At 67.9% G+C, this 25,708-nt stretch carries 18 protein-coding genes; 5 read left to right on the plus strand and 13 right to left on the minus strand.

Annotated features, from left to right (window positions below; translation table 11 throughout):
• Nucleotides 1-77 precede the first annotated feature (77 nt).
• Both glgB and B7R24_RS05005 read right to left on the minus strand, forming a co-directional pair.
• A complete protein-coding gene (gene glgB, locus B7R24_RS05000) occupies nt 78-2,300 on the minus strand; it encodes a 1,4-alpha-glucan branching protein GlgB (protein ID WP_116417882.1) in 2,223 nt (740 codons plus the stop codon).
• The gene (locus B7R24_RS05005) at nt 2,300-4,468 is read right to left on the minus strand and encodes an alpha-1,4-glucan--maltose-1-phosphate maltosyltransferase (protein ID WP_172582720.1); all 2,169 of its coding nucleotides are present in this window, start codon (nt 4,466-4,468) and stop codon (nt 2,300-2,302) included. Before B7R24_RS05005 ends, glgB begins: the two co-directional genes overlap by 1 nt.
• Before the next feature lie 128 nt (nt 4,469-4,596).
• Between B7R24_RS05005 and glgP the strand changes: the two genes are divergently transcribed.
• Nucleotides 4,597-7,212 (plus strand): alpha-glucan family phosphorylase, encoded by a 2,616-nt coding sequence (glgP, locus tag B7R24_RS05010; protein WP_116417883.1) that lies wholly within the window; start codon nt 4,597-4,599, stop codon nt 7,210-7,212.
• Between the two features lie 164 nt (nt 7,213-7,376).
• On the opposite strand, the gene glgX is transcribed toward glgP, so the two are convergent.
• The gene (gene glgX, locus B7R24_RS05015) at nt 7,377-9,440 is read right to left on the minus strand and encodes a glycogen debranching protein GlgX (protein WP_116417884.1); all 2,064 of its coding nucleotides are present in this window, start codon (nt 9,438-9,440) and stop codon (nt 7,377-7,379) included.
• Nucleotides 9,441-9,506: 66 nt separating this feature from the next.
• Between glgX and B7R24_RS05020 the strand changes: the two genes are divergently transcribed.
• On the plus strand, nt 9,507-10,688 hold the full coding sequence (locus B7R24_RS05020; protein WP_116417885.1) for a cysteine desulfurase family protein: 1,182 nt from the start codon (nt 9,507-9,509) through the stop codon (nt 10,686-10,688).
• A 16-nt stretch (nt 10,689-10,704) separates the two neighbouring features.
• Here the strand turns inward: B7R24_RS05020 and B7R24_RS05025 are convergent, their stop codons facing one another.
• The 9 genes from B7R24_RS05025 to B7R24_RS05065 all read right to left on the minus strand — a co-directional run bounded on the left by B7R24_RS05025 (nt 10,705) and on the right by B7R24_RS05065 (nt 21,662).
• Nucleotides 10,705-12,594: a helicase HerA-like domain-containing protein gene (locus B7R24_RS05025; protein ID WP_116417886.1), complete on the minus strand. Its 1,890-nt coding sequence runs from the start codon at nt 12,592-12,594 to the stop codon at nt 10,705-10,707.
• Between the two features lie 76 nt (nt 12,595-12,670).
• The gene (locus tag B7R24_RS05030; RefSeq protein ID WP_116417887.1) at nt 12,671-13,645 is read right to left on the minus strand and encodes a Gfo/Idh/MocA family protein; all 975 of its coding nucleotides are present in this window, start codon (nt 13,643-13,645) and stop codon (nt 12,671-12,673) included.
• Nucleotides 13,639-15,108, minus strand: coding sequence for an aldehyde dehydrogenase family protein (locus B7R24_RS05035; protein ID WP_116417888.1), 1,470 nt, complete (start codon nt 15,106-15,108; stop codon nt 13,639-13,641). Before B7R24_RS05035 ends, B7R24_RS05030 begins: the two co-directional genes overlap by 7 nt.
• A complete protein-coding gene (locus tag B7R24_RS05040; protein ID WP_216363618.1) occupies nt 15,105-16,244 on the minus strand; it encodes an enolase C-terminal domain-like protein in 1,140 nt (379 codons plus the stop codon). Before B7R24_RS05040 ends, B7R24_RS05035 begins: the two co-directional genes overlap by 4 nt.
• 26 nt (nt 16,245-16,270) lie before the next feature.
• Nucleotides 16,271-17,497 carry a hypothetical protein gene (locus B7R24_RS05045; protein WP_147303966.1) on the minus strand — a complete coding sequence of 409 codons (1,227 nt, stop codon included), beginning with the start codon at nt 17,495-17,497 and terminating at the stop codon, nt 16,271-16,273.
• A gap of 3 nt (nt 17,498-17,500) precedes the next feature.
• Nucleotides 17,501-18,832 carry an ABC transporter substrate-binding protein gene (locus B7R24_RS05050; protein WP_116417891.1) on the minus strand — a complete coding sequence of 444 codons (1,332 nt, stop codon included), beginning with the start codon at nt 18,830-18,832 and terminating at the stop codon, nt 17,501-17,503.
• Nucleotides 18,833-18,876: 44 nt separating this feature from the next.
• Entirely contained in the window at nt 18,877-19,749 is an 873-nt protein-coding gene (locus tag B7R24_RS05055; RefSeq protein ID WP_116417892.1) for a carbohydrate ABC transporter permease, read from the minus strand.
• On the minus strand, nt 19,746-20,708 hold the full coding sequence (locus B7R24_RS05060) for a carbohydrate ABC transporter permease (RefSeq protein ID WP_116417893.1): 963 nt from the start codon (nt 20,706-20,708) through the stop codon (nt 19,746-19,748). The genes B7R24_RS05055 and B7R24_RS05060 overlap by 4 nt, the downstream gene beginning before the upstream one ends.
• A gap of 9 nt (nt 20,709-20,717) precedes the next feature.
• The gene (locus B7R24_RS05065) at nt 20,718-21,662 is read right to left on the minus strand and encodes a 5-dehydro-4-deoxyglucarate dehydratase (protein ID WP_116417894.1); all 945 of its coding nucleotides are present in this window, start codon (nt 21,660-21,662) and stop codon (nt 20,718-20,720) included.
• A 122-nt stretch (nt 21,663-21,784) separates the two neighbouring features.
• On the opposite strand from B7R24_RS05065, the gene B7R24_RS05070 reads away from it, so the two are divergent.
• Both B7R24_RS05070 and B7R24_RS05075 read left to right on the plus strand, forming a co-directional pair.
• On the plus strand, nt 21,785-22,591 hold the full coding sequence (locus B7R24_RS05070; RefSeq protein WP_116417895.1) for an IclR family transcriptional regulator: 807 nt from the start codon (nt 21,785-21,787) through the stop codon (nt 22,589-22,591).
• Nucleotides 22,591-23,364 (plus strand): NAD-dependent epimerase/dehydratase family protein, encoded by a 774-nt coding sequence (locus B7R24_RS05075; protein ID WP_116417896.1) that lies wholly within the window; start codon nt 22,591-22,593, stop codon nt 23,362-23,364. Before B7R24_RS05070 ends, B7R24_RS05075 begins: the two co-directional genes overlap by 1 nt.
• Here the strand turns inward: B7R24_RS05075 and B7R24_RS05080 are convergent.
• Entirely contained in the window at nt 23,354-24,394 is a 1,041-nt protein-coding gene (locus B7R24_RS05080) for an endonuclease/exonuclease/phosphatase family protein (protein ID WP_172582711.1), read from the minus strand. The genes B7R24_RS05075 and B7R24_RS05080 overlap by 11 nt on opposite strands.
• Nucleotides 24,395-24,522: 128 nt before the next feature.
• Here B7R24_RS05080 and mnmA point away from each other — a divergent pair, with 128 nt between their 5' ends.
• Nucleotides 24,523-25,674: a tRNA 2-thiouridine(34) synthase MnmA gene (gene mnmA, locus B7R24_RS05085; RefSeq protein ID WP_116417898.1), complete on the plus strand. Its 1,152-nt coding sequence runs from the start codon at nt 24,523-24,525 to the stop codon at nt 25,672-25,674.
• Nucleotides 25,675-25,708: the final 34 nt, after the last annotated feature.

Below are 25,708 nucleotides of genomic sequence, written 5' to 3' on the forward strand. Positions count from 1 at the left end.
TCTCTCCAAAAACGCGAGTTTCGGAGAGATATCGACCTCTCGATCGGCCGGGCGGTGTCAGGCCCGGGGGTGCGGTGTCAGGCCCGGGGGCGGGGCTTGAGGTAGAGGGCCGCCAAGGGGGGGAGGGTGAGTTCCACCGAGGCGGGGCGACCCTGCCAGGGGGTGTTCTCGGCGTTGACGGCACCGAAGTTGCCGACGCCCGATCCGCCGTACTCGAGGGCGTCGGTGTTGATGACCTCATCCCAGATGCCGCTGAACGGCAGTGAGACGCGGTACGGGCCGACGGGGGCGCCGCTGAAATTCATCAGCACCGCGATGGGGTTGCCCTCGGCATCCCAGCGCAGGAACGACACCAGGTTCTTCTCGCTCGAACCGCCGTCGATCCACTCGAAGCCGGCCGACTCGTTGTCGCGCAGCCACAGCGCCGGGTTCTCCCGGTACACCCGGTTCAGCGACGACACGAGGTGCAGCAGCGAGCGGTGCACGGGCTGGTCGAGAATCCACCAGTCGAGGCCGCGTTCCTCGCTCCACTCGGACGGCTGGCCGAACTCCTGGCCCATGAAGAGCAGCTGCTTGCCCGGGTGCGCCCACATGAACCCGAGGTAGGCGCGCAGGTTCGCGAGCTTCTGCCAGTGGTCGCCGGGCATCTTGGTCAGCAGCGAACCCTTGCCGTGCACGACCTCGTCGTGCGAGATCGGCAGCATGAAGTTCTCGCTGAACGCGTAGACGAAGGAGAACGTGATCTCGCCGTGGTGGTGGGAGCGGTAGAGGGGGTCGGTCTCGATGTACGACAGCGTGTCGTGCATCCAGCCCATGTTCCACTTGATGCCGAAGCCGAGGCCGCCCTGCGAGGTGGGCTTGGTGACACCCGGCCAGCTGGTCGACTCCTCGGCGATCATCACGATGCCCGGGTAGCGCTTGTAGGCAGTGGCGTTGACCTCCTGCAGCAGGCTGATCGCCTCGAGGTTCTCACGCCCGCCGTACTGGTTCGGCAGCCACTCGCCCTCTTTGCGGGAGTAGTCGAGATAGAGCATGGATGCCACGGCGTCGACCCGCAGGCCGTCGATGTGGAATTCCTCGAACCAGTAGAGAGCGTTCGCGACCAGGAAGTTGCGCACCTTCGAGTCGCCGAAGTTGAAGACGAGCGTGCCCCAGTCGGGTTGCTCGCCACGGCGCGGGTCGGAGTGTTCGTAGAGGGGCTGCCCATCGAAGTTCGCCAGCGCGAATTCGTCTTTCGGGAAGTGGCCCGGCACCCAGTCGAGCAGCACGCCGAAGCCCGCCTGGTGCAGGCGGTCGATGAGGTACCGCAGGTCATCCGGGGTGCCGAAGCGGGCCGTGGGGGAGTAGTAGCCCGAGACCTGGTAGCCCCACGAGCCGCCGAACGGATGCTCCGCGAGGGGCATGAACTCGACGTGCGTGAAGCCCAGCTCGTTCAGGTAGTCGATCAGGGGGTCGGCGAGGGTGCGGTAGTCGAGGCCCGGACGCCACGACCCGAGATGCATCTCGTAGACGCTCATCGCCGAGTTGTGCGGGTCGGTCTCGGCGCGCTTCGCCATGAACGCCGTGTCGCCCCACTCGTAGAACGAATCGGTGATGACGGATGCCGTCAGGGGAGGCACCTCGGAGCGGCGCGCCATCGGGTCGGCCTTCTGCACCCACCCGCCATGTTGGGAGAGGAGCTCGAACTTGTACGTGCTGCCGGGCTCGAGGTCGGGGATGAAGACCTCCCAGACTCCCGTGGCGCCGAGGCTGCGCATGGAGTGGCGCGTGCCGTCCCAGCCGTTGAAGTCGCCGATCACGCGGGCTGCGCGGGCGTGCGGTGCCCAGACGCTGAACGCGGTGCCGGCGAAGTCGCCGTCGATACCGTGAACCGTGCGGTAGTGGGCGCCGAGAACATCCCACAGCTGTTCGTGGCGGCCCTCACCGATGAGGTGCAGGTCGAGGTCGCCGAGGGTGGGGCCGAAGCGGTAGGGGTCGTCGGCGGTCCAGACGGAGCCGTCGTCGTAGGTGGCGTCGATGGTGTAGTCGCCGAGGCCGGTGATGGTGAAGCCCTGCCAGATGCCGCCGTACAGGTGCTGAAGCGAGGTGCGCGCCCCGTTCGCGAGCACCGCGCTGACCTCGCTGGCGAGCGGGCGGAGGGTGCGGATGACCGTGACGGCATCTCCCTCGCTCGACGGGTCGACGAGGTGCTGCCCGAGAACGGAGTGCGGGTCGTAGTAGGAGCCGGTGGCCACCTGCTGCAGCACGCTCTCGGGGACTTCGTTGTGCCTGAGGGCGGTGAGGCCGTCGATCTGGGACATCAGTGGGGGTCCGTTCCGTCGGAGGACGTCGGCGATTCGGTGGAGGCGCCGGAAAGTGCATCCGGAGCCGTGGGCGGTTCTGTCTCGGTTTCGCTCGAAGGGTCGGGGCCGTACTGCACCGAGAGGATGTGCACGGGTTCGGCGAAGGCGTTCAGTCGCACGTAGTTGTCGGCGCCCCAGATCCACGAGTCGCCGGTGAGCTGGTCGGTCACCCTGAACGACGCACCCGGCTCGAGGCCGAACTTCGTCACGTCGAGGCGCACCGTGGTCTCCCGAACGGCGTACGGGTCGACGTTGGCGATCACGATGAGGCCGTCGGGCCGCCCGCTCGCGGTGTACTCGCCCGCGACGTACTTGCTGTAGACGATGATCGAGTCGTCGTCGCTGGCGTGGATGTCGAGGTTTCTCAGTTGTGCCAGCGCCGGATGCTCGTTGCGGATCTGGTTGAGCCGGGTGATGTAGGGCGCGAGCGACAGGCCCTGTGCCTCGGCGGCTTCGAAGTCCCGCGGCCGGTACTCGTACTTCTCGTTGTCGATGTTCTCCTCGGAGCCCGGCCGCGCCACGTTCTCGACGAGCTCGTAGCCCGAGTAGACGCCCCACGTCGGGGCCCCGGTCGCCGCGATCGCCGCGCGCACCTTGTATGCCGGACGGCCGCCGAACTGCAGGTAGGCATGCAGGATGTCGGGGGTGTTCACGAACAGGTTCGGGCGGAAGAACGCTGCCGTCTCGTGCGACAGGCCGTCGAGGAACTCCTCGAGCTCCTCCCTGGTGTTCCGCCAGGTGAAGTAGGTGTACGACTGCGTGAAACCCACCTTCGCGAGGCTCTGCATGAGCGCAGGCCGGGTGAAGGCTTCGGCGAGCCAGATAACATCGGGGTTCTCGGCCATGACCGTCGCGATCAGCCACTTCCAGAAGTCGAGCGGCTTGGTGTGCGGGTTGTCGACACGGAAGATCGTGACGCCGGCCGCGATCCAGAACCGGATGATGCGCAGCGCCTCGGCCCTGATTCCAGCCGGGTCGTTGTCGAAGTTGATCGGATAGATGTCCTGGTACTTCTTCGGCGGGTTCTCGGCATAGGCGATCGACCCGTCGGGAAGGGTGGTGAACCACTCCGGGTGCTCCTTGACCCACGGATGATCGGGGGAGGCCTGCAGCGCGAAGTCGAGCGCCACCTCCAGCCCCGCGGTCTTCGCGGCCTGCACGAACTCGGTGAAGGCCGCCATGCCGCCGAGATCGGGATGCACGGTGTCGTGTCCGCCGGCCGCGCCGCCGATCGCCCAGGGCGACCCCGGGTCGCCGGGGGCCGTGGTGAGCGAGTTGTTCGGGCCCTTGCGGAAGGCTTCGCCGATGGGGTGGATGGGCGGCAGGTAGAGCACGTCGAACCCCATGGCCGCGACCTCGGGCAGGCGGGCGGCGGCGGTGCGGAAGGTTCCGCTGGTCCACGTGCCGTCAGCATCCTGCGACGCGCCGATGGAGCGGGGGAAGAACTCGTACCACGAGCCGAAGCCGGCGCGCTGGCGCTCGACGTTCAGCGGCTGCCAGGCGGAGAAGGTGTCGAGACTGGCGATCGGCGCGCTCTCGACCGCGGTCAAGACCGCCGGTGCCGTAGCGGCCGCCAGCCGATCGGTGGCAGGCACGGCGCTGTCGAGCACCGAGGCCGCGAGGTCGAGGAAGACCGTGCGGTCTGCCGCGGGCCGTGTGGTGTCGGCGCCCGCGCGGGTGAAGAGTTCGCCTGCGATGGCGAACATGAGCTCGACATCGATTCCGGCGGGCACCTTGATCGAGGCGTTGTGGTGCCACGTCTCGTAGTCGTCGCTGAACGCGCGGATACGGAATCGCCAGGCGCCCTGGGTGGGCAGCTGGGCGAGGGTCTGGTAGCGGTCGAGGCCGACCCCGATCATCCGGAGCCCGTAGCTCGAGACGGCACCCGAGGGGTCTTCGAGTTCGAGGCGTGCCCCCACGGCATCGTGCCCCTCGCGGAAGACGGTCGCGCCGAACGGCACCACCTCGCCCGCGAAGGCCTTGGCGGGCCAGCGGCCGCCCGAGACGGAAGGGAACACGTCGACGATCGGGATGCGCCCGATGGCGGGCGTGAAAGCTGTCACACCAGCGGGTGCGGCTGCCTTGGCCTGCTTGATCGTCGTGCCTTTTACGGTCGTTTTTGCCACTGTCTTAGCCACTGTTCGACCGTACCAACAAAGCGCGGTGAACCGCGGCAGAACATTCACCCCTTGTGCGTTTGGCGCTCGGTCACCTTCTCGCTCTAGGCTTTGCCCCAAACCCGAAGGAGCTGTGCGTGAAAGCCATCAGGAAATTCACCGTTCGATCTGTTCTCCCCCCGGAACTGTCGGCTGTCGGTGAGCTCGTCGCGAACCTGCGCTGGTCGTGGCACGAGCCGACCCGCAAGCTCCTCGCGCACATCTCGCCCGACGACTGGGAGGCGACCACCGGCGACCCGATCGCGCTGCTGGGAGCGGTGAGCCCCGACCGTCTTGCCCAGCTCGCGGCCGATGAGGGCTTCGTGGCCTGGGCGAACAGCCTGCGCGACGACCTGAACCGCTACCTCTCCGAGCCGCGCTGGTACCAGGCGCTCGACGAACCGAAGCCCACGAGCATCGGCTACTTCTCTCCCGAGTTCGGAATCGCGGCGGCGCTGCCGCAGTATTCGGGCGGTCTCGGCATCCTGGCGGGCGACCACCTCAAGGCGGCGAGCGACCTCGGTGTTCCGATCGTGGGCGTCGGCCTGTTCTACCGCGCCGGCTACTTTCGCCAGGCGATCTCTCGCGACGGCTGGCAGCAGGAGAGCTACCCCGTGCTCGACCCCGATGGACTGCCGCTGAGCGTGCTGCGCCTGGCCGACGGAGCGCCGGCCCAGGTCGTGCTCGCGCTGCCGGATGACCGTGCCCTCTACGCCCGCATCTGGCAGGCCCAGGTGGGCCGGGTCAAGCTTCTGCTGCTCGACACCGACATCCCCGACAACGACGACGATCTGCGTTCGGTCACCGACCGGCTCTACGGCGGTGGCGGCGAGCACCGGCTGCTGCAGGAGCTGCTGCTCGGCATCGGCGGCAAGCGTGCGCTGAAGATCTACAGCGAACTGACCGACTCCCCCGAGCCCGAGGTCTACCACACCAACGAAGGGCACGCGGGCTTCCAGGGCCTCGAGCGCATCTGCGACCTGATCGGCGAGGGGCTCTCGTTCGACGTCGCTCTCCAGGTGGTTCGCGCGGGTACGGTCTTCACGACCCACACACCCGTTCCCGCGGGCATCGACCGCTTCGAAGCCGCGCTCGTCGAGCGGTACTTCTCCACCGACCTGCTTCCCGGCGTCGACGTTCAGCAGGTGCTCGCCCTCGGCAACGAGGTCGCCAACGGCGGTGCGCCCGGCATGTTCAACATGGCGGTGATGGGGCTGCGGCTCGCGCAGCGTGCCAACGGTGTCTCCCAGCTGCACGGCGAGGTGAGCCGCGGGATGTTCGCTGGCCTCTGGCCCGGATTCGACCAGTCTGAGGTACCGATCACCTCGGTCACCAACGGTGTGCACGCGCCGACCTGGACCGACCCGCTGCTCATCGAGCTGGCGCAGAACAAGCTCGGTACCTCGGAGACGGCGACGGCGAACTGGGCCTCGCCCGATGTCAGCGACGATGACCTGTGGGCGGTGCGCAACGACATGCGCCGCCAGCTCGTGTTCGACGCCCGCCACCGCGTGACCGAGGCGTGGCTCGAGCAGAGCCCGGGCTCCATTCCGCCGGCGTGGTATCGCACGCTGCTCGACCCCGCCGTGCTGACGATCGGGTTCGCCCGACGCGTTCCGACGTACAAGCGCCTCACGCTGATGCTGCACGACCCCGCCCGCCTGAAGTCGATTCTGCTGAACCCCACCCAGCCTGTGCAGCTGGTGATCGCGGGGAAGTCGCATCCGGCCGACGAGGAGGGCAAGCGGCTCATCCAGAAGCTGGTGCAGTTCGCGAGCGACCCGGAGGTGCGCCACCGCATCGTCTTCCTGCCGAACTACGACATCGGCATGGCGCAGAAGCTCTACCCGGGCACGGATGTCTGGCTGAACAACCCGCTGCGCCCGCTCGAGGCGTGTGGAACATCCGGAATGAAGGCGGCTCTCAACGGCGGACTCAACCTGTCGATCCTCGACGGCTGGTGGAACGAGTACTACGACGGCGAGAACGGCTGGGCCATCCCGACCGCCGACTCGGTCGACACCCCCGAGGAGCGCGACCAGCTCGAGTCGGAGGCGCTCTACGACCTCATCGAGCACCAGGTGGCGCCCAGGTTCTACGACCGCAACGCCCAGGGGCTGCCCGAACGGTGGACGAAGTCGATCAGGCACACGCTCTCGACCCTCTCGCCGCAGCTCTCGGCCGAGCGCATGGTGAGCGAGTACGCGCTGCGGCTCTACCTGCCGGCCGCAGCCGCGGCGACCGCCGTCATCGACCACGACTACGGCCCGGCCACGGCCCTGGCGGAATGGAAGGAACAGGAGCGGGCGGCCTGGCCGTCGGTCGCGGTCGTTCACGTCGAGTCGGGCGGGCTCGACGACACGCCGCAGGTCGGCGATGAGCTGCAGGTGCGGGCGCGGGTCAACCTGGGCTCGCTGACGCCGTCCGACGTCTCGGTGCAGGTCGTCTACGGGCACACCACGAACGGCGATCAGCTGGCGGATGTTCGGACCGTCTCGCTCGCGCCGGCCGTGCTGTCGACGGCGACGACCCCGATCACGGTGGTGACGCCGGAGGGCGGCGCTCCCGAGAGCGACTCCGAGGGTCTCTACGGCTTCTCGGGCACGGTCGTACTGGGCCGCGCCGGCTCGTTCGGCTACACGGTACGCGTGGTGCCCCGGCACGAGAACCTGGCCTCGTCGGCCGAGCTCGGGCTGGTGGCGACCGCACGCTAACCGCGCGTGCCCGCTGCGGCCCGCGGCAGCCTGTGGCCTGCGGCCCGCGGCGTAAAAGAGGATTGGACGCGCGCTGGGGTCGAGGAGACCGCAGCGCCCCGCCCAGTCCTCTTTTACGCGAGTGGGTGGGTGGGATGGTGGGACGGGGGTGCCGGCGCGGCTGGTCAGTGGGCGCGGTAGAGCTGCATCGACGAGCCGGAGACCGGTACCCGTACTCCCGGTTCGAGGGCGGGGAGCTGGGCATCCGGAGCCGTCGGTGCGTCTTCGGCGCTGTCCCAGAGCAGCTCGTAGCACTCGACGCCCTCGTGCCGGGGGAGCGTGATGGTGGTCGCCTGCTCGACGCCGTGGATGACGACGAGCACACGGTTGAACTCCTCGTGCTCGGGGGTGGAGGCGGCGAGGAACTGAAGGGTGCGGTTCTCGGGGCTGTTCCAGTCGACATTGCTCATCTCGCCGCCATCGGCGTCGTACCAGTCCATCTGGCTTGCGCTCGGCGTGGTCTCGCCGAAGACACCGAAATGGGAGGGTCGCAGGGCGGAGTTCTCACGGCGGAGCTTCAACAGGTGCTGCGTGGTCTGCCAGAGCCCGTTCTGCCACTTGCGACGGTCCCAGCTCAACCAGGTCAGCTCGGAGTCGTGACAGTAGGCGTTGTTGTTGCCCTTCTGGCTGCGCCCGAACTCGTCGCCCGCCGTGATCATCGGGATGCCCGCGGAGAGCAGGAGCGTGCCCATCAGGTTGCGGATGGTTCGGCGCCGGGCCGCCTCGATGCTCCTGTTGGGGGTTGCGCCCTCGACACCGTGGTTGTACGACATGTTGTTGTCGGTTCCGTCGCGGTTCGACTCGCCGTTGCCCACGTTGTGTTTGACGTCGTAGGCCGTGAGGTCGGCCAGAGTGAACCCGTCGTGGGCGGTGACGAAGTTGATCGACGCGAGCGGGCCGCGCTGCTGCGAGAAGGTGTTCGCCGACCCGGCGAGGCGTGTGGCGAGCATCCCGACCCCGTCGCCCGGCGAACCGTGCTCTCGGATCGACTTCGTGTCGCGCAGCCAGAACTTCCGCATGCGGTCGCGGTAACGGTCGTTCCACTCGTGCCAGCCCGGCGCGAAATTGCCGGTCTGCCAGCCGCCCATGCCGACATCCCACGGTTCGGCGATCATCTTCACGCCTGTGAGGTCGGGGTCGTTCGTGATGGCGTGGAGCAGCGGATGATCGGGGTCGAAGTACGCGTCGTGATTCCGCCCGAGCGTGGCCGCCAGGTCGAAGCGGAAGCCGTCGATCTGCACTTCGTTCGCCCAGTACTTCAGCGAGTCGAGCACCAACCGGGAGACGGCGGGAACGCTGGTGTCGACGCTGTTGCCGCATCCGGTGACATCGATGTAGTGGCCGGCCTTCGTCTGGCGGTAGTAGTTCGCGTTGTCGATGCCACGGAAACTACTGCGAGGCCCGGTGATGCCCTCCTCGGCCGTGTGGTTGTAGACGACGTCGAGGATGACCTCGAGGCCTGCCTCGTGCAACAGCTTGACCATGCCCTTGAACTCGCGAAGGATCGCGCTCGGACCGTTCTGCTGCGCCGCTTTCGTGCCGTACAACGGGTGAGGGGTGAAGAAGTTGAGCGTGTTGTAGCCCCAGTAGTTCGTGAGGCCCTGCTTCATGAGGCGACGCTCCGACACGAACGCGTGCACGGGCAGCAGCTGGACCGCCGTGACTCCGAGCTTCTGGAGGTAGCCGATGGTGGTCTCGTGCGCGAGACCGGCGTAGGTGCCGCGCAGGTGCTCAGGCATGCGCGTGTTCAGCCTGCTCAGGCCCTTCACGTGGCCCTCGTAGATGACCGTGTGGTCGAGCGGGGTGTTCGGCTTCGTCGCCCCGTTCCAGTCGAAGTCGGTGTCGACGACGACCCCCCGCCAGAGGTCGGGGCCGGTGCGGGTGAGGCCGCGCGCGTAGGGGTCGAGCATGAGGGTCGTGGGGTCGAAGCTGTTCTGCGGGTGCTCGGGGCCGTTCGGGCCGGCCACCCGCAGGGCGTAGCGCCGACCCGGTGCGAGCGACCTGGTGCGCGCCAGCCAGACACTGCTGCCATCCCGGGTCATCGTGACGGTCTTGAAGATCCAGTTCGGGTCTTTCTGGTCGAACAGGCACAGTTCGATGCTCGTCGCGTTCTCGCTCCAGACCCGGAGCTCCCCGCCCGCCGCCGTCTGCCGGATGCCGAGATGGGCGAAAGGGTCGGCCTGAGTCATGAGTTCTAGAGTAGTGAGTGCGTGTTACGGGCTTGTTCACGTTCAGTTGTGTTGGGAGTGCCGGGTTTGGCCATCTACCTCGATCATGCGGCGACCACGCCGCTGACCCCCGCCGCGCTCGCCGCGTATGTGGAGGCGCTCGGTGTGGTGGGCAATCCGTCGTCGATCCACACGCAGGGGCAGCAGGCGAAACGGATGCTCGAGGAGGCCCGCGAGACGGTGGCGGGTTCGCTCGGGGCCGAGGCGGTCGAAGTCGTCTTCACCTCGGGCGGTACCGAGTCGGTGAACCTCGGGGTGAAGGGGTTGTTCTGGGCGCGGGGTGGCTCAGCCGTGCGGCCGCGCATCCTGGTGCCGGGCGGGGAGCACCACTCGACGAACGACGCAGTGGAGTGGCTCGTGCAGTACGAGGGCGCCGTCGTGGAGTGGCTCCCCGTCGACGCCCTCGGGCGACTGGCGCCATCTGTGCTCTCGGATCGACTCGCCGCGGGTGCCGACGATGTGGCGCTCGTGTCGTTCCTGTGGGCGAACAATGAGGTGGGGACGCTGCAGCCCGTAGCTTCGCTTGCCGAGGTCGCGGCGCGGTACGGGGTTCCGGTGCATGTGGATGCGGTGTCGGCGTACGGGTACGTGCCGATCGACTTCGGTGCGCTCGGGGTCGCTGCACTGAGCGTGTCGGCGCACAAGATCGGCGGGCCGGTGGGCGTCGGGGCGTTACTGCTGTCGCGTCGCGCGGAGGTCGTTCCCCTCATCCACGGGGGTGGGCAGCAGCGCGGGCGCTCGGGCACTCAGGATGCCGCGGGCGCCGCCGCGTTCGCCGCCGCCGCGCGGGCTGCGGTCGAGGAGTTTCCGGCGTTCGCGGACTCGGTGGGGGCGCTGCGGGATCGGCTGGTCACCGGCATCCGCTCGGCTGTGCCGACCGCTGTGCTGCGGGGCGATCCGTCTGCTGAGGGGCGGTTGCCGGGCAACGCGCACTTCACGTTCCCCGGCTGCGAGGGAGATTCGCTGCTCTTCCTGCTCGACATGGCCGGTTTCTCGGTCTCGACCGGTTCGGCGTGCCAGGCGGGCGTCCCGGAGGTGTCGCACGTCCTGACGGCGATGGGTGTGCCCGAGTCCGAGGCCCGCGGGGCCCTTCGCATCACGCTCGGCCACGGCACGACCGCGGCGGAGGTCGACGCCCTCGTGGCGGCGCTTCCGGCGGCGGTCGCCCGTGCCTCGAAGGCCGGCTTCGCCGACCGCCGCGTCGCCTGACCCGTCCGGGTGCGGGTCAGCGGCGGCGGCGGGTGCCGAAGATTCCGGAGACGACGCTGGTCAGGATGGTGCGCGTCGCGCGTGAACCCAGAACGTCTTCGAGGATGTTCGGCTGCGAGCGGGAGCTGGTGCGGGAGCCGGTTGCGCGGCGATCCCGCTCGCGGTCGGCCGCAGCATCCTGGGCCCGGGCCTTCGCGAGAGAGCGGTCGTAGTCGGCCTGTGCTTTCGCCTCGGCTTTGGCGGCGCCTGCGGCAGCCTTCTGGGAGGCCCTTTCGGCGGCGGCCTGCTGTTTCGCTGCTGCCGCGGCGACCTTCGCGTCTTCGACGGCCTGCTCCGCGGCTGCAGCGGCCTCGGCGGCGGTGTTCAGCTTCGCCGTCAGGATCTCCCGCGCAGATTCGCGGTCGATGACCGGACCGTACCGGGCCAGGAGGGGCGATGCGGTGACCGCAGCGTCGATCTGGGCATCCGGAGTCGGAGACATCGAGCCCTGCGGCGCGCGGAGCCGCGTCCACGCGACCGGGCTGGGAGCGCCCTTCTCGTTCATGACCGTGACGATCGCTTCTCCCGTAGCCAGGTTCTGCAGCACTTCGGCAAGGTCGTAGCCCGATTTCGGGTACGTCGAGACGGTCGCGCGCAACGCTTTTGCGTCATCCGGTGTGAAGGCTCGCAGCTGGTGCTGGATGCGCGACCCGAGCTGTGCGAGCACGTCGCCGGGCACGTCTTTCGGCGTCTGCGTGACGAAGAAGATACCGACGCCCTTGGAACGGATGAGGCGCACCGTCTGCGTGATCGACGCGATGAAGTCCTTCGACGCGTTGGTGAAGAGCAGGTGCGCCTCGTCGAAGAAGAACACGAGCTTCGGCTTGTCGAGGTCGCCGACCTCGGGCAGGTCGTTGTAGAGATCGGCCAACAACCACATCAGGAAGGTGGAGAACAGGGCGGGTTTGTCGGCGACTCCGGGCACCTCGAGCAGACTGACGATTCCGCGGCCGTCAGCCGTGGTGCGCAGGAACTCCGCCGTGTCGATCTCGGTCTCGCCGAAGAAGACGTCGGCGCCCTGGTCGGCGAACGTGATCAGTTCGCGGAGGATCACGCCGACGGTCGCGGGCGAGATGCCGCCGAGGTCGACGAGTTCGGCCTTGCCGGCGTCGCTGGCGAGGTAGCTGAGCACGGAGCGGAGGTCGCTCAGATCGAGCAGGGGGAGCCCGGCGCGGTCGGCGTAGTGGAAGACGAGGCCGAGGCTCGACTCCTGGGTGTCGTTGAGCCCGAGCACTTTGCTCATGAGCAGCGACCCGAAGCCAGCGACAGTGGCGCGGATCGGGATGCCGCGCCCCACGCCGCCGAGGCTGAAGAACTCGGTCGTGGTTGCGGCCGGCTGCCAGTCCTGGCCGATGCCACCCGTGCGTTCGAGGAGTTCGGGGCTGCTGGTGCCTGCGCTCGCGATGCCCGAGAGGTCGCCCTTGATGTCGGCGGCGAAGACGGGCACACCCTGGGCCGCGAGCTGTTCGGCCAGCACCTGGAGGGTCTTGGTCTTGCCGGTTCCGGTGGCGCCAGCGACGAGCCCGTGGCGGTTGGTCATGGCGAGCGGGATGCGCACCTGCACGTCGGGCAGGGCGTTGCCGTTGACGAGGGCGCCCATTTCCAGGGCTGCCCCCGTGAAGGAGTAGCCGGCTCGGATGGTGTCGACGGCGGCGGGTGGGAGGGGGGCGGGGGGTGCTGGGGTGGCGGGTGCAGCAGCGGCGGGTGCTGGGGTGGCGGGTGCTGGGGTGGCGGCGTTCGACTGGGCCTGGGCCTGGACATCCTGAGCCCGCTTCAGCGCGGACTCGGCCGCCTCCTGAGCTACACGGGCGGCTTCGACCGCGGCGGCGGCCTCCTCTTGGGCGATCCGGAGTGCGTCATCGGTCATGCCGCCAGCTTACGACCGAGCGCCCGCGGCCACGTCGTCGAGCTGACGGTACCGACAGGGTCGTCGCTGCTTCCGTTCAGGGGCGGAGCACCCCGGCCGCGGCATAGATCGCGTCGATCAGCACCATGTTGGCGACGCTGTCCGCACCTTCGGTGAGGAGCGGCACACCTGACGAGAGCCCGTCGACAAGTGCGTCGAGCTGGTGGTCGTAGGTCTCTTCGCCCCTGACCGTCCAGTTTCTCTCGACCCCGTCGATTCTCGAGGTGAGAGAGTGCCCGCGTGAGGGGAACACGAGGTTCTCGACGTGCAGCGTGCCGAGGGTTCCGACAGCGTCGAACGACGCATTCAGGTGCGGATGCTCGACCATCGCCGAGGTCACGCGAGCCTCCACTCCCGAGGGGAAGCGCAGCAGAGCATCCACGCTGAGGTCGGCGCCGAGCGGATTGAGCGTGGCCGACGCCTCGACCACCTCCGGCTCCTCGCCGAGGAACGCCCGCACCCAGTGCAGCGGGTAGCAGCCGAGGTCCATCAGGGAACCGCCGCCGAGCAGGGGGTCGTGCCGCAGTGACGCCGGGTCGAAGACGTTGGTGCTCGAGAAGTCGGCGCTGACGGAGAGGATCTCGCCGAGCATCCCCGATGCCCGCACCGCGTCGAGTTCGGCGCTGAGGGGGTGGTACCGGTCGTGGAACGCCTCGATGAGTCGGAACCCCGACGCGTCGGCGGCATCCACCATGCGCTGGGCTTCGGCGGCGTTCATCGCGAAGGGTTTCTCGCAGAGCACATGCTTGCCGGCTTCGAGCGCTCGGATCGACCATTCGGCGTGCTCAGACGGGGGAAGGGCGTTGTAGACGAGATCGATCTCGGGGTCGTCGAGCAGCGCGGCGTAGCCCTCGTAGCTCCGTGCGATGCCGTGTTCGGCAGCGTAGCGGGCGCCCGAAGCGGCGCTGCGTGCCGCGACGGCCAACACCGCGACATCCGTTCGCCGCCGAGCGGGACGGATGATGGCTGCGGGTGCGATTCCGGCCGCGCCGAGGATTCCGATGGTCAACATGGCTGAGCGACTCCATTCACACGCTGGGAAACACCCCAGGGGTTCGACGACTGCACCGCAGCGGGCAGCCGGCCCTCGTCGAAGTTCTGGTATGCGACGGGGCGGAGGAACCGTCGTATCGCTTCGGCCCCCACTGAACCGTACATCGCGTTCGACGACGCCGGCCACGGACCACCGTGGTGCATCGACCACGAGACCGCGACCCCGGTCGGCCAGTCGTTCAGCAGCACCCGGCCCACGCGGCGGCCGAGGTGCTCGACGAGTGCGGTGATGTCGTCTTCGTCTTCGGCGAAGACCGATGCGGTGAGCTGGCCGTCGAGTGCGTCGATGGTGTCGAGCACGTCATCGAGATCGTCGTACGAGACGATGACCGACGAGGGGCCGAACCGTTCCTGGAACACCGACGGGTCGGTGCGGGCCACCGCCACCGAGGCGCTCCAGAGCACCGGCGTCGCGGAGCGGGCGGCGGGGTCGCGAGATCCGGTCACACCGGGCACCCCGGTCACGCCCTTCGTTTCCGCGAGTCGTCCAATGCCGGCGTGGAATTCCCGCGCGACACTCTCGGTCACCATCGGCGCCGCCGAGGTGCCCTGCAGCAGTGTCAGGAGATGCTCGCCCGTCACGCCGGGGCCCGGCGCGAACAGGATGCCGGGGCTCGTGCAGAGCTGCCCGTTGCTGACGGTCATCGACGAAACCAGTCCGGCCTCGATCTCCGCGCGTCTCGCCGCCCATGCCCGGGGCGTGACGATGACGGGATTGACGCTTCCCATCTCCGCATAGAACGGAATAGGGACGGGCCGCTCTTCGGCCACGCGGGTCAGCGCGACACCGCCGCGGATGCTGCCGGTGAACGCGCCGGCCGCGATGTGCGGATGCTTCAGCACCTCGACGGCGAGCTCGTCGCCCTCGACGAGCGTGAAGAGGGCGGCCGGCAGTCCTGACTCCGAGAGGGCGGCTGAGACGAGGGTCTCGAGCAGGCGCGCGAGCTCCGGATGCCCGGGGTGGCCCTTCGCGACCACGGCGCAACCCGCAGCCCACGCCGAAGCGGTGTCGGTTCCGACGACCCCGAACGCGAAGGGGAAGTTGCTCGCCGCGAACACCAGCACCGGACCGAGCGGAACGTTCATGCGCCGGTGGTCTCTGACAGGCGGCTTCGCCTCAGCGTTCTCTTCGGTGATCGAGATGTCGAGCCACGACCCCTCGGCCACCACCTCGGCCGCCAGTCGCACTTGTTTGATCGTGCGGGTGAATTCTCCGGCGAGTCGATCTGCCGGGATGAGGGTCTCCCGCGCGGCGACCGCGACGGCTTCGTCGGCCCGCTCCGCAAGGAACGACGCGACCCTGTTCAGGGCTGCGCTCCGCTCGAGGGGGGTCGTCGACGCCCAGAGTTCTGACGCTCGGTGGGTCTCGTCGAGGGCGTCGGTCAGGGCGGAGGCGTCGGTGGCGACATCCAGAACCGTCATCGCGTGGTGCTCACAGTGTTGGCGGCGATGTAGTCGAAGTCGATGGGGTCGCCGAGTCCGCTGGCGGTCGGCAGCGGCACGTTCCCGTTCTCGTCGATCGCGTCGACGACGGCCGTGAGGTGCGGCAGCGGTGTCTCGGAATCGAGGTGCGGGTGCAGCAGCCCCGTCTCGTACCAGCGGCCGTTCGGCGCTCCACCGAGCACGGCGAGCGAACCGACGCCCCCGCCGTGGATCTCGCAGTCCATGCCGAAGGATTCGGCGAGGTGGCAGACCTTCAGGGCCGACGAGATGCCGCCGGCGCTGTGCACACCGATGCGCAGGATGTCGACGGCGCCCGAAGCGGCCCACTCTGCCCGCGAGCGGAACTTGCCCTCGACGCTCTCCGGCCCGGCGATGAGCAGGTCGACCTGGTCGGCGAGCCACTTGTACGACGACATGGAGTATTCGTCCATCGGCTCCTCCATCCAGGCGTAGTTCAGTTTGTCCAGTTCGCGGGCGATGTAGAGGGCGTCGGAGCGGTTGTACCAGTGGTAGCAGTCGAGCATCAGCACGATGTCGGGTCCGACGGCTTCGCGAACGGCGGCGCAGGCGCGAACGTCCATCCGGGCATCCGGAGCGAAGGAGACGGGCGGCATCCAGGTGTGCAGCTTCACGGCTTTGTAGCCCTTTGCCACGAGGTCGACGGCGAACGCTGCGTAGTCGTCCGGGCTGCTGAGCCCGCCCACCACGTCGTCGCCGCACATCGTGCTGGCGTAGGCGGGCACTTCGTCGCGCACCCCGCCGAGCAGCTTCCAGACGGGCTGGTCGAGGCGACGGCCGGCGTAGTCCCACAGGGCCTGCTCGACGAACGACAGGGCCCGCTCGTGCAGCCGCCCGTAGGCTCCGCGCTGCGCGAGGTAGAGGTCCTGCCAGATCTTCTCCCGGCGGAGCGGATCCTGCCCGACGAGCAACGGCCGGATGTACTGAGTGAGAACGCCTTCCCTCAGGTAGTCGCCCGCGACCAGGCTGAACCCCTGATTGCCCTCGTTGTCGGTGATGGTCAGCAGCATGCCGGTTGCGGGCACGCCGGTCTCGCTGGGGTGGGCGTGGCCCTCCGAGTCCTCCCAGTTGCGGGTGAGCGTGGAGAAGGACGTCATGCTAACGCTTTCGACGACGGTGGAGTTCATCGGTCGGGTTCCGTTTCTGTGGGTATGGATCGGGTTCTTGCGCCGGGCAGTTCGGCGAGCCCGAGGGTGTCGAAGTCGGCGGGGCGCTGGGCGCCGAGGTGGTAGAGAAAGAGCTCGTCGAGCGCGCCGATCGGCGGGGTGCCGGTCGGATGCGAGTCAGCCAGGGCCTCGCGCACAGTCGCGCCGGAGCGGGTGAGGTTCAGCGTGCCGGCAACCCGGGCGGCGCCCCACTCGGCGAAGGTCTGCGCGTCGGCCCAGCCGGCGCCCCCGGGAGCCGAGAGTTCGGCGCAGAAGCCGCTGGCTCCGCCGGGCTGAGCGTCGGCCGAGGTCACGGAGGCGAACGGGCCGAACGTCTGCTGGTGCGCGGTCGCCGCGAGCGTGAGGTCGAGTGGTTGCCCGCCCTCCGGTTCGGCGAGTTCGGACAGGAAACGCGTGCTGGCGCTCCTCCGCAGCTCGTCGAGCTGTACGAGTACCGCGGCGACTTCGTCCGCCGTGGCTGCGGCACCGGGACGACCACCCCCACGAGCTCGGCCACGCGCGAAAGCCGCCCGGAGAACCGCACCTGCGGCCGCCAGATCGATGCCGCGCTGCCGGGCATCCTGTTCGCATGCTGTGCAGAAGCAGACTGAGAGCAGGTCGATCGCACTGTCATCGAGGGCACTGAACGGGGATTTGTCGTGGGCGACGAGGTGCCGGAACCCGAGCGGCTGGAGGCTTTCGATGAGAAAGCGGTCGACTCCGGTCTGGTTCAGCACGTCGACGAGCAGGCCGCGGGCGTACTCCCTTACTTCGGCGTTCGACGGGCAGAGCGCGAATCGACTTCGGTTGCCGAACAGGTCGACCGTCGAGAACGCTGCCTCGGGCGAGCCCGCTTCGTGGTCTGCATGGGTCAGAACGACCCAGGCGCGAACGCCCAGCCCCGCCTCACGGGCGGTGTCGACCGAGCGCGGGAAGAGATTGTGCGGCAGCCCCACGGGTGGGCGGGGTCGAAGCGCTCTGCCCACCCAGCGGTCGGAGCCTGGGAGGTAGTGGGCGCTCCGCTGCTGCTGGATGACCGCGACGCTGCCATCCGGCCTCCAACTGAGTGCGCGCACCGCGTGGTAACTCGACGCGATCGCCAGTTCATCGACGCCGCCCTCTCGCCACTGGGCCGCGCGTCCCGGATGATCGACCAGGTCCCACGGGTAGGCCTGTCCGATCATCCGGAGCGTTGGAGACTGCACGAGCTACTTGCCGCCGAACTGCGTCTGGTACTCGGCCTCGGCGGTGTTCACCTTGTCGGCCCAGTCACTCGCGAACTGCTGTGCGGTGGTCTGCTTCAGAAGCACCGCCTGCCACTCCTGCGCCATGTCGGTCAGGATCGAGTTCCAGTCCGGCAGGTAGAGCGGCGAAGTGACGATGGTGTTCGCCTTGTCGCCCAGTGCGTCGATGCTCACCGAGATGGGCTGGTTGCCGGCGACCCAGGCGTCGGCACGGGAATCCGAGTTGCCGGGGATCTGGTTCGTCGTCTGGTTCCACTGGCTGTTGATGTCGTGCGAGAGGAGGAACTGCGTGAACTTCCACGCCGGATCCGGGTGCTTCGAGCCGGAGAACACCGCGGGCCCTTCGGGGGTCGGTGCGACGAGCGTGCGGGCGCCCGAGGAAGTGGCCGCGGGCATCGGGGCCGCCACGGCGACACCTTCGCCGAAGGCCTTCACATGGTTGGCTGCGGAGCCGAGGTTGTGCTGCACCATCGCTGCCTTGCCCGAGTCGAACGCCGTGATCATGTCCTGATAGGCGTAGCTCACGTCGGCCTGGGAGGTGTCGACGTTGTAGATGTCGGCGAACTGCTGCAGGCACGACGCGACCTTCGGGTCACTCAGCGTCGTCTTGTCGTCTGCGTCGAAGAAGCTGCTGATGGCGCTGCACGAGTAGGCGACGGGCACGAGCTGGTTCACGCTGCCCGCGCCGCCGCGCATCGCGAAGCCGTACTGGCCGGCCCCGGAGTTGGTGAGCGTCTTCGCCGCCGTATAGAAGTCTGCCCACGTGTCGGGAGGGGAGACCCCGGCAGCCTTGAACTGATCCTGTCGATACCAAATGGTGTCGGGGGTGGCCGTCATCGGCAGGATGTAGAGCTTGTGGTCGAACGAGGATCCGTGAGCGGCGGTAAGGGCATCTTCGGCGATGTGGCCGTTCAGGTCACTGGAGCTCAGCATGTCGTCGAGCGGCGTCAGGGCGCTCTGGGCGGCCAGGCTGCTCGCCATCCAGCCGACGACGATTCCGACGTCGGGGGTCGAGCCGCCGGCGACGGCCGTCTGGTACTTCGTTGCGGCGTCTGAAGCGGGGATGCCCACGTAGTCGACCTTGATAGCCGGGTTCTGCGCCTCGAACTTCGAGATGATGTCCTGGTAGAGCGGAGTGCGGTCGGGGCCACCGTTGTTGTCCCAGAACGTGATGGTCACGGGGTTTTCGGCGGTTCCCTCGTCACCTCCGGATGACGAGCTGCAGGCGGCGAGGCCGCCCAGCAGGCTGGTCGCAGCGACCAGCGCCAGACCCTTGAGTACGCGGTTTCTCTTCATTTCATTTCTCCTCTTTGAGTGTTGTGGTGCTGCGGGGTGGAAGGTCAGCCCTTGACCGCTCCGGCGCTGACGCCCTGCACGAGAAAGCGCTGCATGAATGCGAAGACGATCACGACGGGCACCGCGGCGACGACGCCGCCTGCAGCCAGGGCGCCGTAGTCGGCGGAGTACTCGCCGATGGCCGAGTTGAGGCCGATCGGCAGAGTGAACCTGTCGTTGTGGTTGATGAACATGAGGGCGAACAGGAAGTTGTTCCACGCCCCGATGAAGGCGAACGAGCCGACAGCCACGATCGCCGGCCGGAGGAGCGGGAGCACGACAGCGCAGAACGCCCGGAACCTCGAGCATCCATCGATCATTGCGGCCTCTTCGAGCTCGATCGGGATGTTCTTCAGAAAGTTGCTCATCAGAATGGCGCAGAGCGGCAGTTGGAAGACGGTGTCGGAGATGATCAGTGCGAACAGGTTGTCGATGAGCCCGAGCTGCTTGAAGATCAGGAACAGCGGGATGAGGAGCATCGCGCCCGGCACGAACTGGGTCGCCAGCAGCACCACCATGAACGGTGACTTGCCGCGGAACTCGAAGCGGGCGAGCGCGTAGCCGGTGAGGAGCGCGAGCACGACCGTGAAGAGCAGCGTGCAGAGAGCAACGGCGACGCTGTTCCAGAGGTAGGTCGAGAAGCCGAGGTCGGTCCACACCGTCTTGAGATGGTCGAACGTGAACGGAACCGGAAGGGGCAGGGTGCTTCCGGTCTGCCGGAAGGCGAAGACGATCATCCAGTAGAACGGAACGAGCGTGAAGAGCAGGAACGCGCCCACGGGCAGGCCATGGTTGAAGATCCCGCTCCTGGTCTCGCCGGGAGCCCGCTCTCTCGTGGGGCGACGGTTCAGGGCCGGCGGTGAGGCGAGCGCGGTCATTTGCTTTCCTTCCGAGAGGCGCGGCCGAAGTAGAGGTAGATCATGCTGAAGACCAGAAGGATCACGAAGCCGGCGATGGTGAGCGCCGAGCCGTAGCCGAAGTTCCGCGCTCCGACCGCCTCGTTGACGATGTAGAGGGGGAGGGTCGTCGTGGCGCCCGCGGGCCCTCCGCCCGTGAGGGTGTAGAGCAGATCGACGTTGTTGAACTCCCAGACCGCCCGCAGCAGTGTGGTGATGATGATCGCCTCGCGGAGGTACGGGAGGGTGACGTAGCGGAACTGTTTGAACGCACTCGCCCCGTCGACGTCAGCGGCCTCGTAGACGTCTTTCGGAATCGACTGCATGTCGGCGAGCAGCATGATCGCGAAGAACGGCAGTCCCCGCCAGAGCTCCGCGATCACGGCTGCCCAGAAGGCCGATCCACCCGCCGCGAGCGGCGCGAAGCCGCTCTGGGCACCCAGCTGGCTGAGCACGTCGGCGATTCCCGTCGTGGGGTTGTAGATGAGCAGCCAGATCTGCGTGGCGAGCACGCCAGAGATGGCCCACGGGGCGAACATCAGGGCACGCACGAGCGCGCGACCGCGGAACACCCTGTTCAGCAGCAGGGCGAGGGCAAGGCCGAGAACGAGCTGCAGCACGACTTCGGCGACCACCCACACGCTGGTGATGCCGAGCGAACTCCAGAACTGCGGGTCGTCGAACAGCATGGTGTGGAAGTTGTCGAGGCCGATGAATTTCGTCGCCCACGGCTTGCTGAGGTTGTACTGGAACAGACTGAAGTAGACGACTGTTCCCACCGGAACCGCGATGAACACGGTGATCAGCACGATCGCCGGGGTGATGAGTCCATAGGGGCCGCGGAACCAGCGGCCCCGGCGCTTCCGCGCCTGCCGTGGTGGTGATCCGCCGGCAGCAGCTGCCGGCGCGACTGGCGTCTTTGCCAGGATGGTGGAGGTCATGGTTCCTTCCTATGCGTGTGCGCCGGTCGCGTCCCCGGCGACCAGGGATCGCTCCTCGAGGGCCGTGCGGGCCGTCGCGAGCAGGTTCCGCAGATCGTCGAGATCTGCGGCGAGGGGTGCGGTCAACGGCGCCCGTACGGGACCGAGCGGTCGGCCATCCACACTCGCAGCGGCCTTGACCAGCGAGACGTGATAGCCGAGCTGGCGGTCGCGGATGCGAGTGAACGGGATGAAGAACTCCCGCAGCAACCACTCGAGCGTCTCGTCGTCGTCGGCGGCGAAGGCGCGGTAGAACGCCAGCGCGATATCGGGGGCGAAGGCGAACACGGCGGACGAATACAGGGGAACGCCCACGGCGCGGTACGCCCGCATGGACACCTCGGCGGTCGGCAGTCCGTTGAAGAACATGAACGAGTCGAATCCTGCTGCTCGCACGGCGGAGACGGTGGCCTGCATCCGGGTGAGGTCGCCGACTCCGTCCTTCAGACCGATGACGTTCGGCAGTTTCGCGAGTTCGACGACGACATCGGGGGAGAAGATCATTCCTGACCGCTGGTAGACGATCACCGGGATGGGGGACGACGCCGCGATCTGGCTCACATAGTCGACGAGTCCCCGTTCCGAGGCGAGGATCAGATATGGCGGCAGGAGAAGCAGCCCTTCGGCGCCGGCGCGGCCGAGGCCCCTTGCCGTCTCGATGGCAGCAGCCACGCTGCCGCCGGTGCCCACCAGAACCGGAACCCGACCCGCTGCCGCCTCGACCGCCACGGTACCCACCTCGATGACTTCGGCGACCGTCAGAGCGTGGAATTCGCCGGTGCCGCAGGCCGCGAACACACTGGCCGCACCGGCTGCGACGCCGTCCGCGACGTGCCGCGCGAGGAGGTCGACGTCGACCGATCCATCATTGGCGAACGGCGTCACCGGGAAGAAGAGGAGGCCTTGTAGGTCCATTACTTTCACATCCTTGAAAACATTTCATAACCTTGTATGATGTTACGAGTACATCATCTGTTTTTCATCATTGTCAACACCATGACTCGAACAATCGAGGATTCTGCGTGAGCATAGATCGCATGACGCAACCTGCTGCGGCCAAGCCGTCGGCGAGCAAGAACACCGAGACCGAGGTCAAGTCGGCCGCCCGAACCATCGAGCTGCTCGAGATGCTCGCCGGCGAGACGCGGCCTCTCACCCTCTCCGAGATCGCCTCCCGACTCTCCTTCCCTGTCTCGAGCGTGCACCAGCTGCTGCGCACGCTCGTCTCCCGCGGGTGGCTGGCCACGACCACAGACGGAGTCGGGGGCGGGTACACGATCGGGGTGCGGGCGCTGATGACGGGGATGTCATTCCTCGAACGCGATCCCGTCGTGCAGGCGATGAAGCCGATTCTGACGATGCTCCGCGAGGAGCTCGGCGAGACGATCCATCTCGCCCGGCTCGACGGGTCACGCATGGTCTACCTGGTCAGCCGTGAATCGGAGCACCAGCTCCGCGCGGTGAGCCGAGTCGGGCAGGCTCTGCCCGCACACGCGACGGGTCTCGGCAAGGCAGCGCTCGCCGCGCTGCCTGACGAAGAGGTGCAGCAGCGACTCGGCGAGACCCTCGTGCAGATCACGCCCCACACGATCGACTCGATGCCCGAACTCCTTGCCGATCTGGCATTGACACGGCGCCGCGGGTACGCCGCCGAGCAGGAGGAGAACACGGTGGGCAATGCCTGCATCGCGGTCGCCATCCCCGACGTTCCGGGGCACTATGCGGTCAGCTGCTCTGTGCCGTTGATGCGCATGACACCGGAACGGGCATCCACCATTGCCCAGACCCTGCAGGTGGGCGTGCGAATGGCCTCGAACTCACTCGCCGGACAGGGGATGCGCTGATGGTCGCCGAGCCACTCGTTCTGATCACCGGTGCGGGCGGGGCCCTCGGCACCGTGCTTCGCCACAGGCTCCCCGACCTCGGCTGGCGTGTGAGAGGTCTCGAGCTACGACCGGGCTCCGACGACGCGCCGGACACCGTGGTCGGCTCCGTCGCCGATCCCGACGTGATGAAGGTCGCCTGCGAGGGTGTCGACAGTATCGTGCACCTCGGTGGCACCTCGGTTCCCGGGCACGGGTGGGGCGCGTACCTCGAGAACAACATCCACGGCACCCAAACGGTGCTCGAGGCCGCGCGGCTCGCCGGGGTGCGCCGGGTGGCGTTGGCCAGCAGCAATCACGCGGCCGGCTATGTCGAGCGGCGCGATCGGCCCCTGCCCGCGGATGTGGTGGTGCGCCCCGACAGCTTCTACGGGGTGAGCAAGGCCGCGATCGAAGCGCTCGGTTCCTTCTACGCGGATGAGTACGGGTTGCAGACGACGAGCATCCGGATCGGGTCGTGCTTTCCCGAGGTCACCTCGTGGCGGATGCTCTCCACCTGGTTGAGCGAAGACGACTTCGTGCGGCTGGTCGAGGCTGCTCTCAGGGGCCCCTGGCACGGCCACAGCACGGTCTGGGGAATCTCGCGGAACACGCGCCGCTGGTGGTCGCTCGAGGCTGGCGAGAGAATCGGTTACCGCCCCCAAGACGATGCCGAAGCCTTCGCAACCACACTTGTCGAGGAACCGACCGACCGGGTTGGGGGGTCTTCCCCGCCAGCTCTCGTCAGAGGGTGAGCGTCGCCAGGATCGCGCGGTGGTCGCTGTCGCCCGCGGTGAGAGTGGTGTTCGCCGTGACGGTCATGCCGCGCTGCAGGAGATGGTCGAGGCGTGTCACCGGGAGCGTCGACGGCCAGGTGTTGCCGAACATCCCGCTCGTCTGGTTCGGCTCGGCGAGCTGGGAGAAGATGCCGCTCATCGCCCGGTCGGTGGATGCCGCGTTGAAGTCGCCGACGGCGATGACGCGCTCGTTCTCGTCGTTCGGCAGCGTGTCTGCGAGTGCGGTGAGCATCGAGTTGCGGGCCGAGACGTCACCCGGCCGGGCAGACGCGGCGTGGATGACGTAGATGCTCACGAGTCCCTGCGGGGTGTCGAGGTCGGCGGCGAGCGCACGGTTCCAGCCGAGGCCGAGGTTGAGCGGCTGGGCGTTGATGACGGGGTATCTGCTCCAGAGGCCGACAGTGCCGACGCCGAACGAGTACGGGTACTGAGCCGCCAGCGTCGACGAGATGCTGTCGAAGTCGGCGTCGGTCATCTCTTCGAGGGCGATCACGTCGGCTCCGGTCGCGGCAAGCGCACGGGCGGAGGTGACACCGGTGCCCGACGATGCCTCGATGTTCTGGCTCGCGACGGTGAGGGCGGTGGTGCCGGTGCTCGTGGCGCCGGTGCCGGTGGTGCCTGCCGCGACGGATGCCGGCGAGCTCCACGCCAGCGGCACGATGGCCGGAACGAACAGCAGCGCCCAGACCAGCGACGGAACGAGCACGGCGAAAAGCGAACGGCCGTACCGGCTGACCACTCCGAGTACGAACAGAACGGGTATGACGAGACCGAACCACGCAATGACGCTGTCGACGACGAGGCCGACACCACCGACATCCGGAATCCACCGGTGCAGCAGCAGAAGCCCGGCGAGCGCGAGCGACAGAACGACGACGCAGCCGGCCAGGGCAGGGCGTCGTTGTTTCGTGGCGCGGGCAGGCCGGTCGGAAGCGTCACGGCTTCTGTCGTCGGGCGCGGTTCGGGTGGAAGGGGAGAGCAGGGACATCGGTTTCATCATCGCCGATCTGTCTGAGGCTTTCGTGTCAGAGCTGTGCACAGGTTCGCCGTGTCGCGGGTTATCCACAGATGCGGGTGACCCCCGCGGCTGTCGGCCGTGGCGCATACACTTAAAACATGAAGGTTCTGGCAGCAATGAGCGGAGGCGTCGACTCCGCAGTGGCCGCGGCGCGCGCGGTCGAGGCGGGGCACGACGTGGTCGGGGTGCATCTCGCGCTCAGCCGTATGCCCGGCACCCTGCGCACCGGCAGCCGTGGTTGCTGCACCATCGAAGACTCCTCCGATGCGCAGCGTGCGGCGAACATCATCGGCATCCCCTACTACGTGTGGGACTTCTCCGAGCGGTTCAAGCTCGACGTGGTCGATGATTTCATCGCCGAGTACGAGGCCGGGCGCACCCCCAATCCGTGCATGCGGTGCAATGAGCGCATCAAGTTCGCGGCGCTGCTGGAGAAGGCCCTCGACCTCGGCTTCGACGCCGTCGCGACCGGGCACTACGCCACCATTTCGACGGATGCTGCGGGCAATCGTGAGCTGCACCGGGCGAGCGCCTGGGCGAAAGACCAGAGCTACGTGCTCGGGGTGCTCACCGCAGACCAGCTCGCGCACTCCATGTTCCCGCTCGGGGCCACTCCGTCGAAAGCCCTGGTTCGCGCCGAGGCGGCCGAGCGAGGGTTCAGCGTCGCGAACAAGCCCGACAGCCACGACATCTGCTTCATCCCCGACGGAGACACCCGCGGCTGGCTCGCCGACAGGGTGGGCACGCAGCCGGGTGGGGAGATCGTCGAACGGGATGGAACGGTGGTCGGCAACCATGACGGCGCGCGCGGCTTCACGGTCGGCCAGCGACGGGGGCTGCACCTGGGCAGCCTGGCCGAAGACGGCCGTCGCCGATTCGTCCTCGAGGTCAAGCCGGCGACGAACACCGTCGTCGTGGGTCCCCGGGAGGCACTCGCCATCGCCGAGATCGCCGGGTCGAGGTTCACGTGGGCGGGGGTCGCTCCCACCCATCCGGAGGTCGCCTTCGAGTGCGAGGTGCAGATCCGGGCGCACGCCGATCCAGTGCCCGCTGTGGCGCAGGTCGTGCGGGTGGCTCCAGAGGAGGGTACCGGTGGTACGGGCGGCGTCGAGCTGGTCATCCGGCCGCATTCTCCCCTGATCGGAGTCTCGCCGGGGCAGACGGCCGTGGTCTACGTCGGCACGCGGGTGCTGGGGCAGACGACGATCGACCGCACGGTGAGTGCTGTGCCCGTCGTCACGGCCGCCTGAGCCACTCCGCCACACACTCGAGAACGCAACGAAA

Origin of the sequence: Subtercola boreus, assembly GCF_003399645.1 — a bacterium.
Classification (GTDB): Bacteria; Actinomycetota; Actinomycetes; order Actinomycetales; family Microbacteriaceae; genus Subtercola; species Subtercola boreus_A.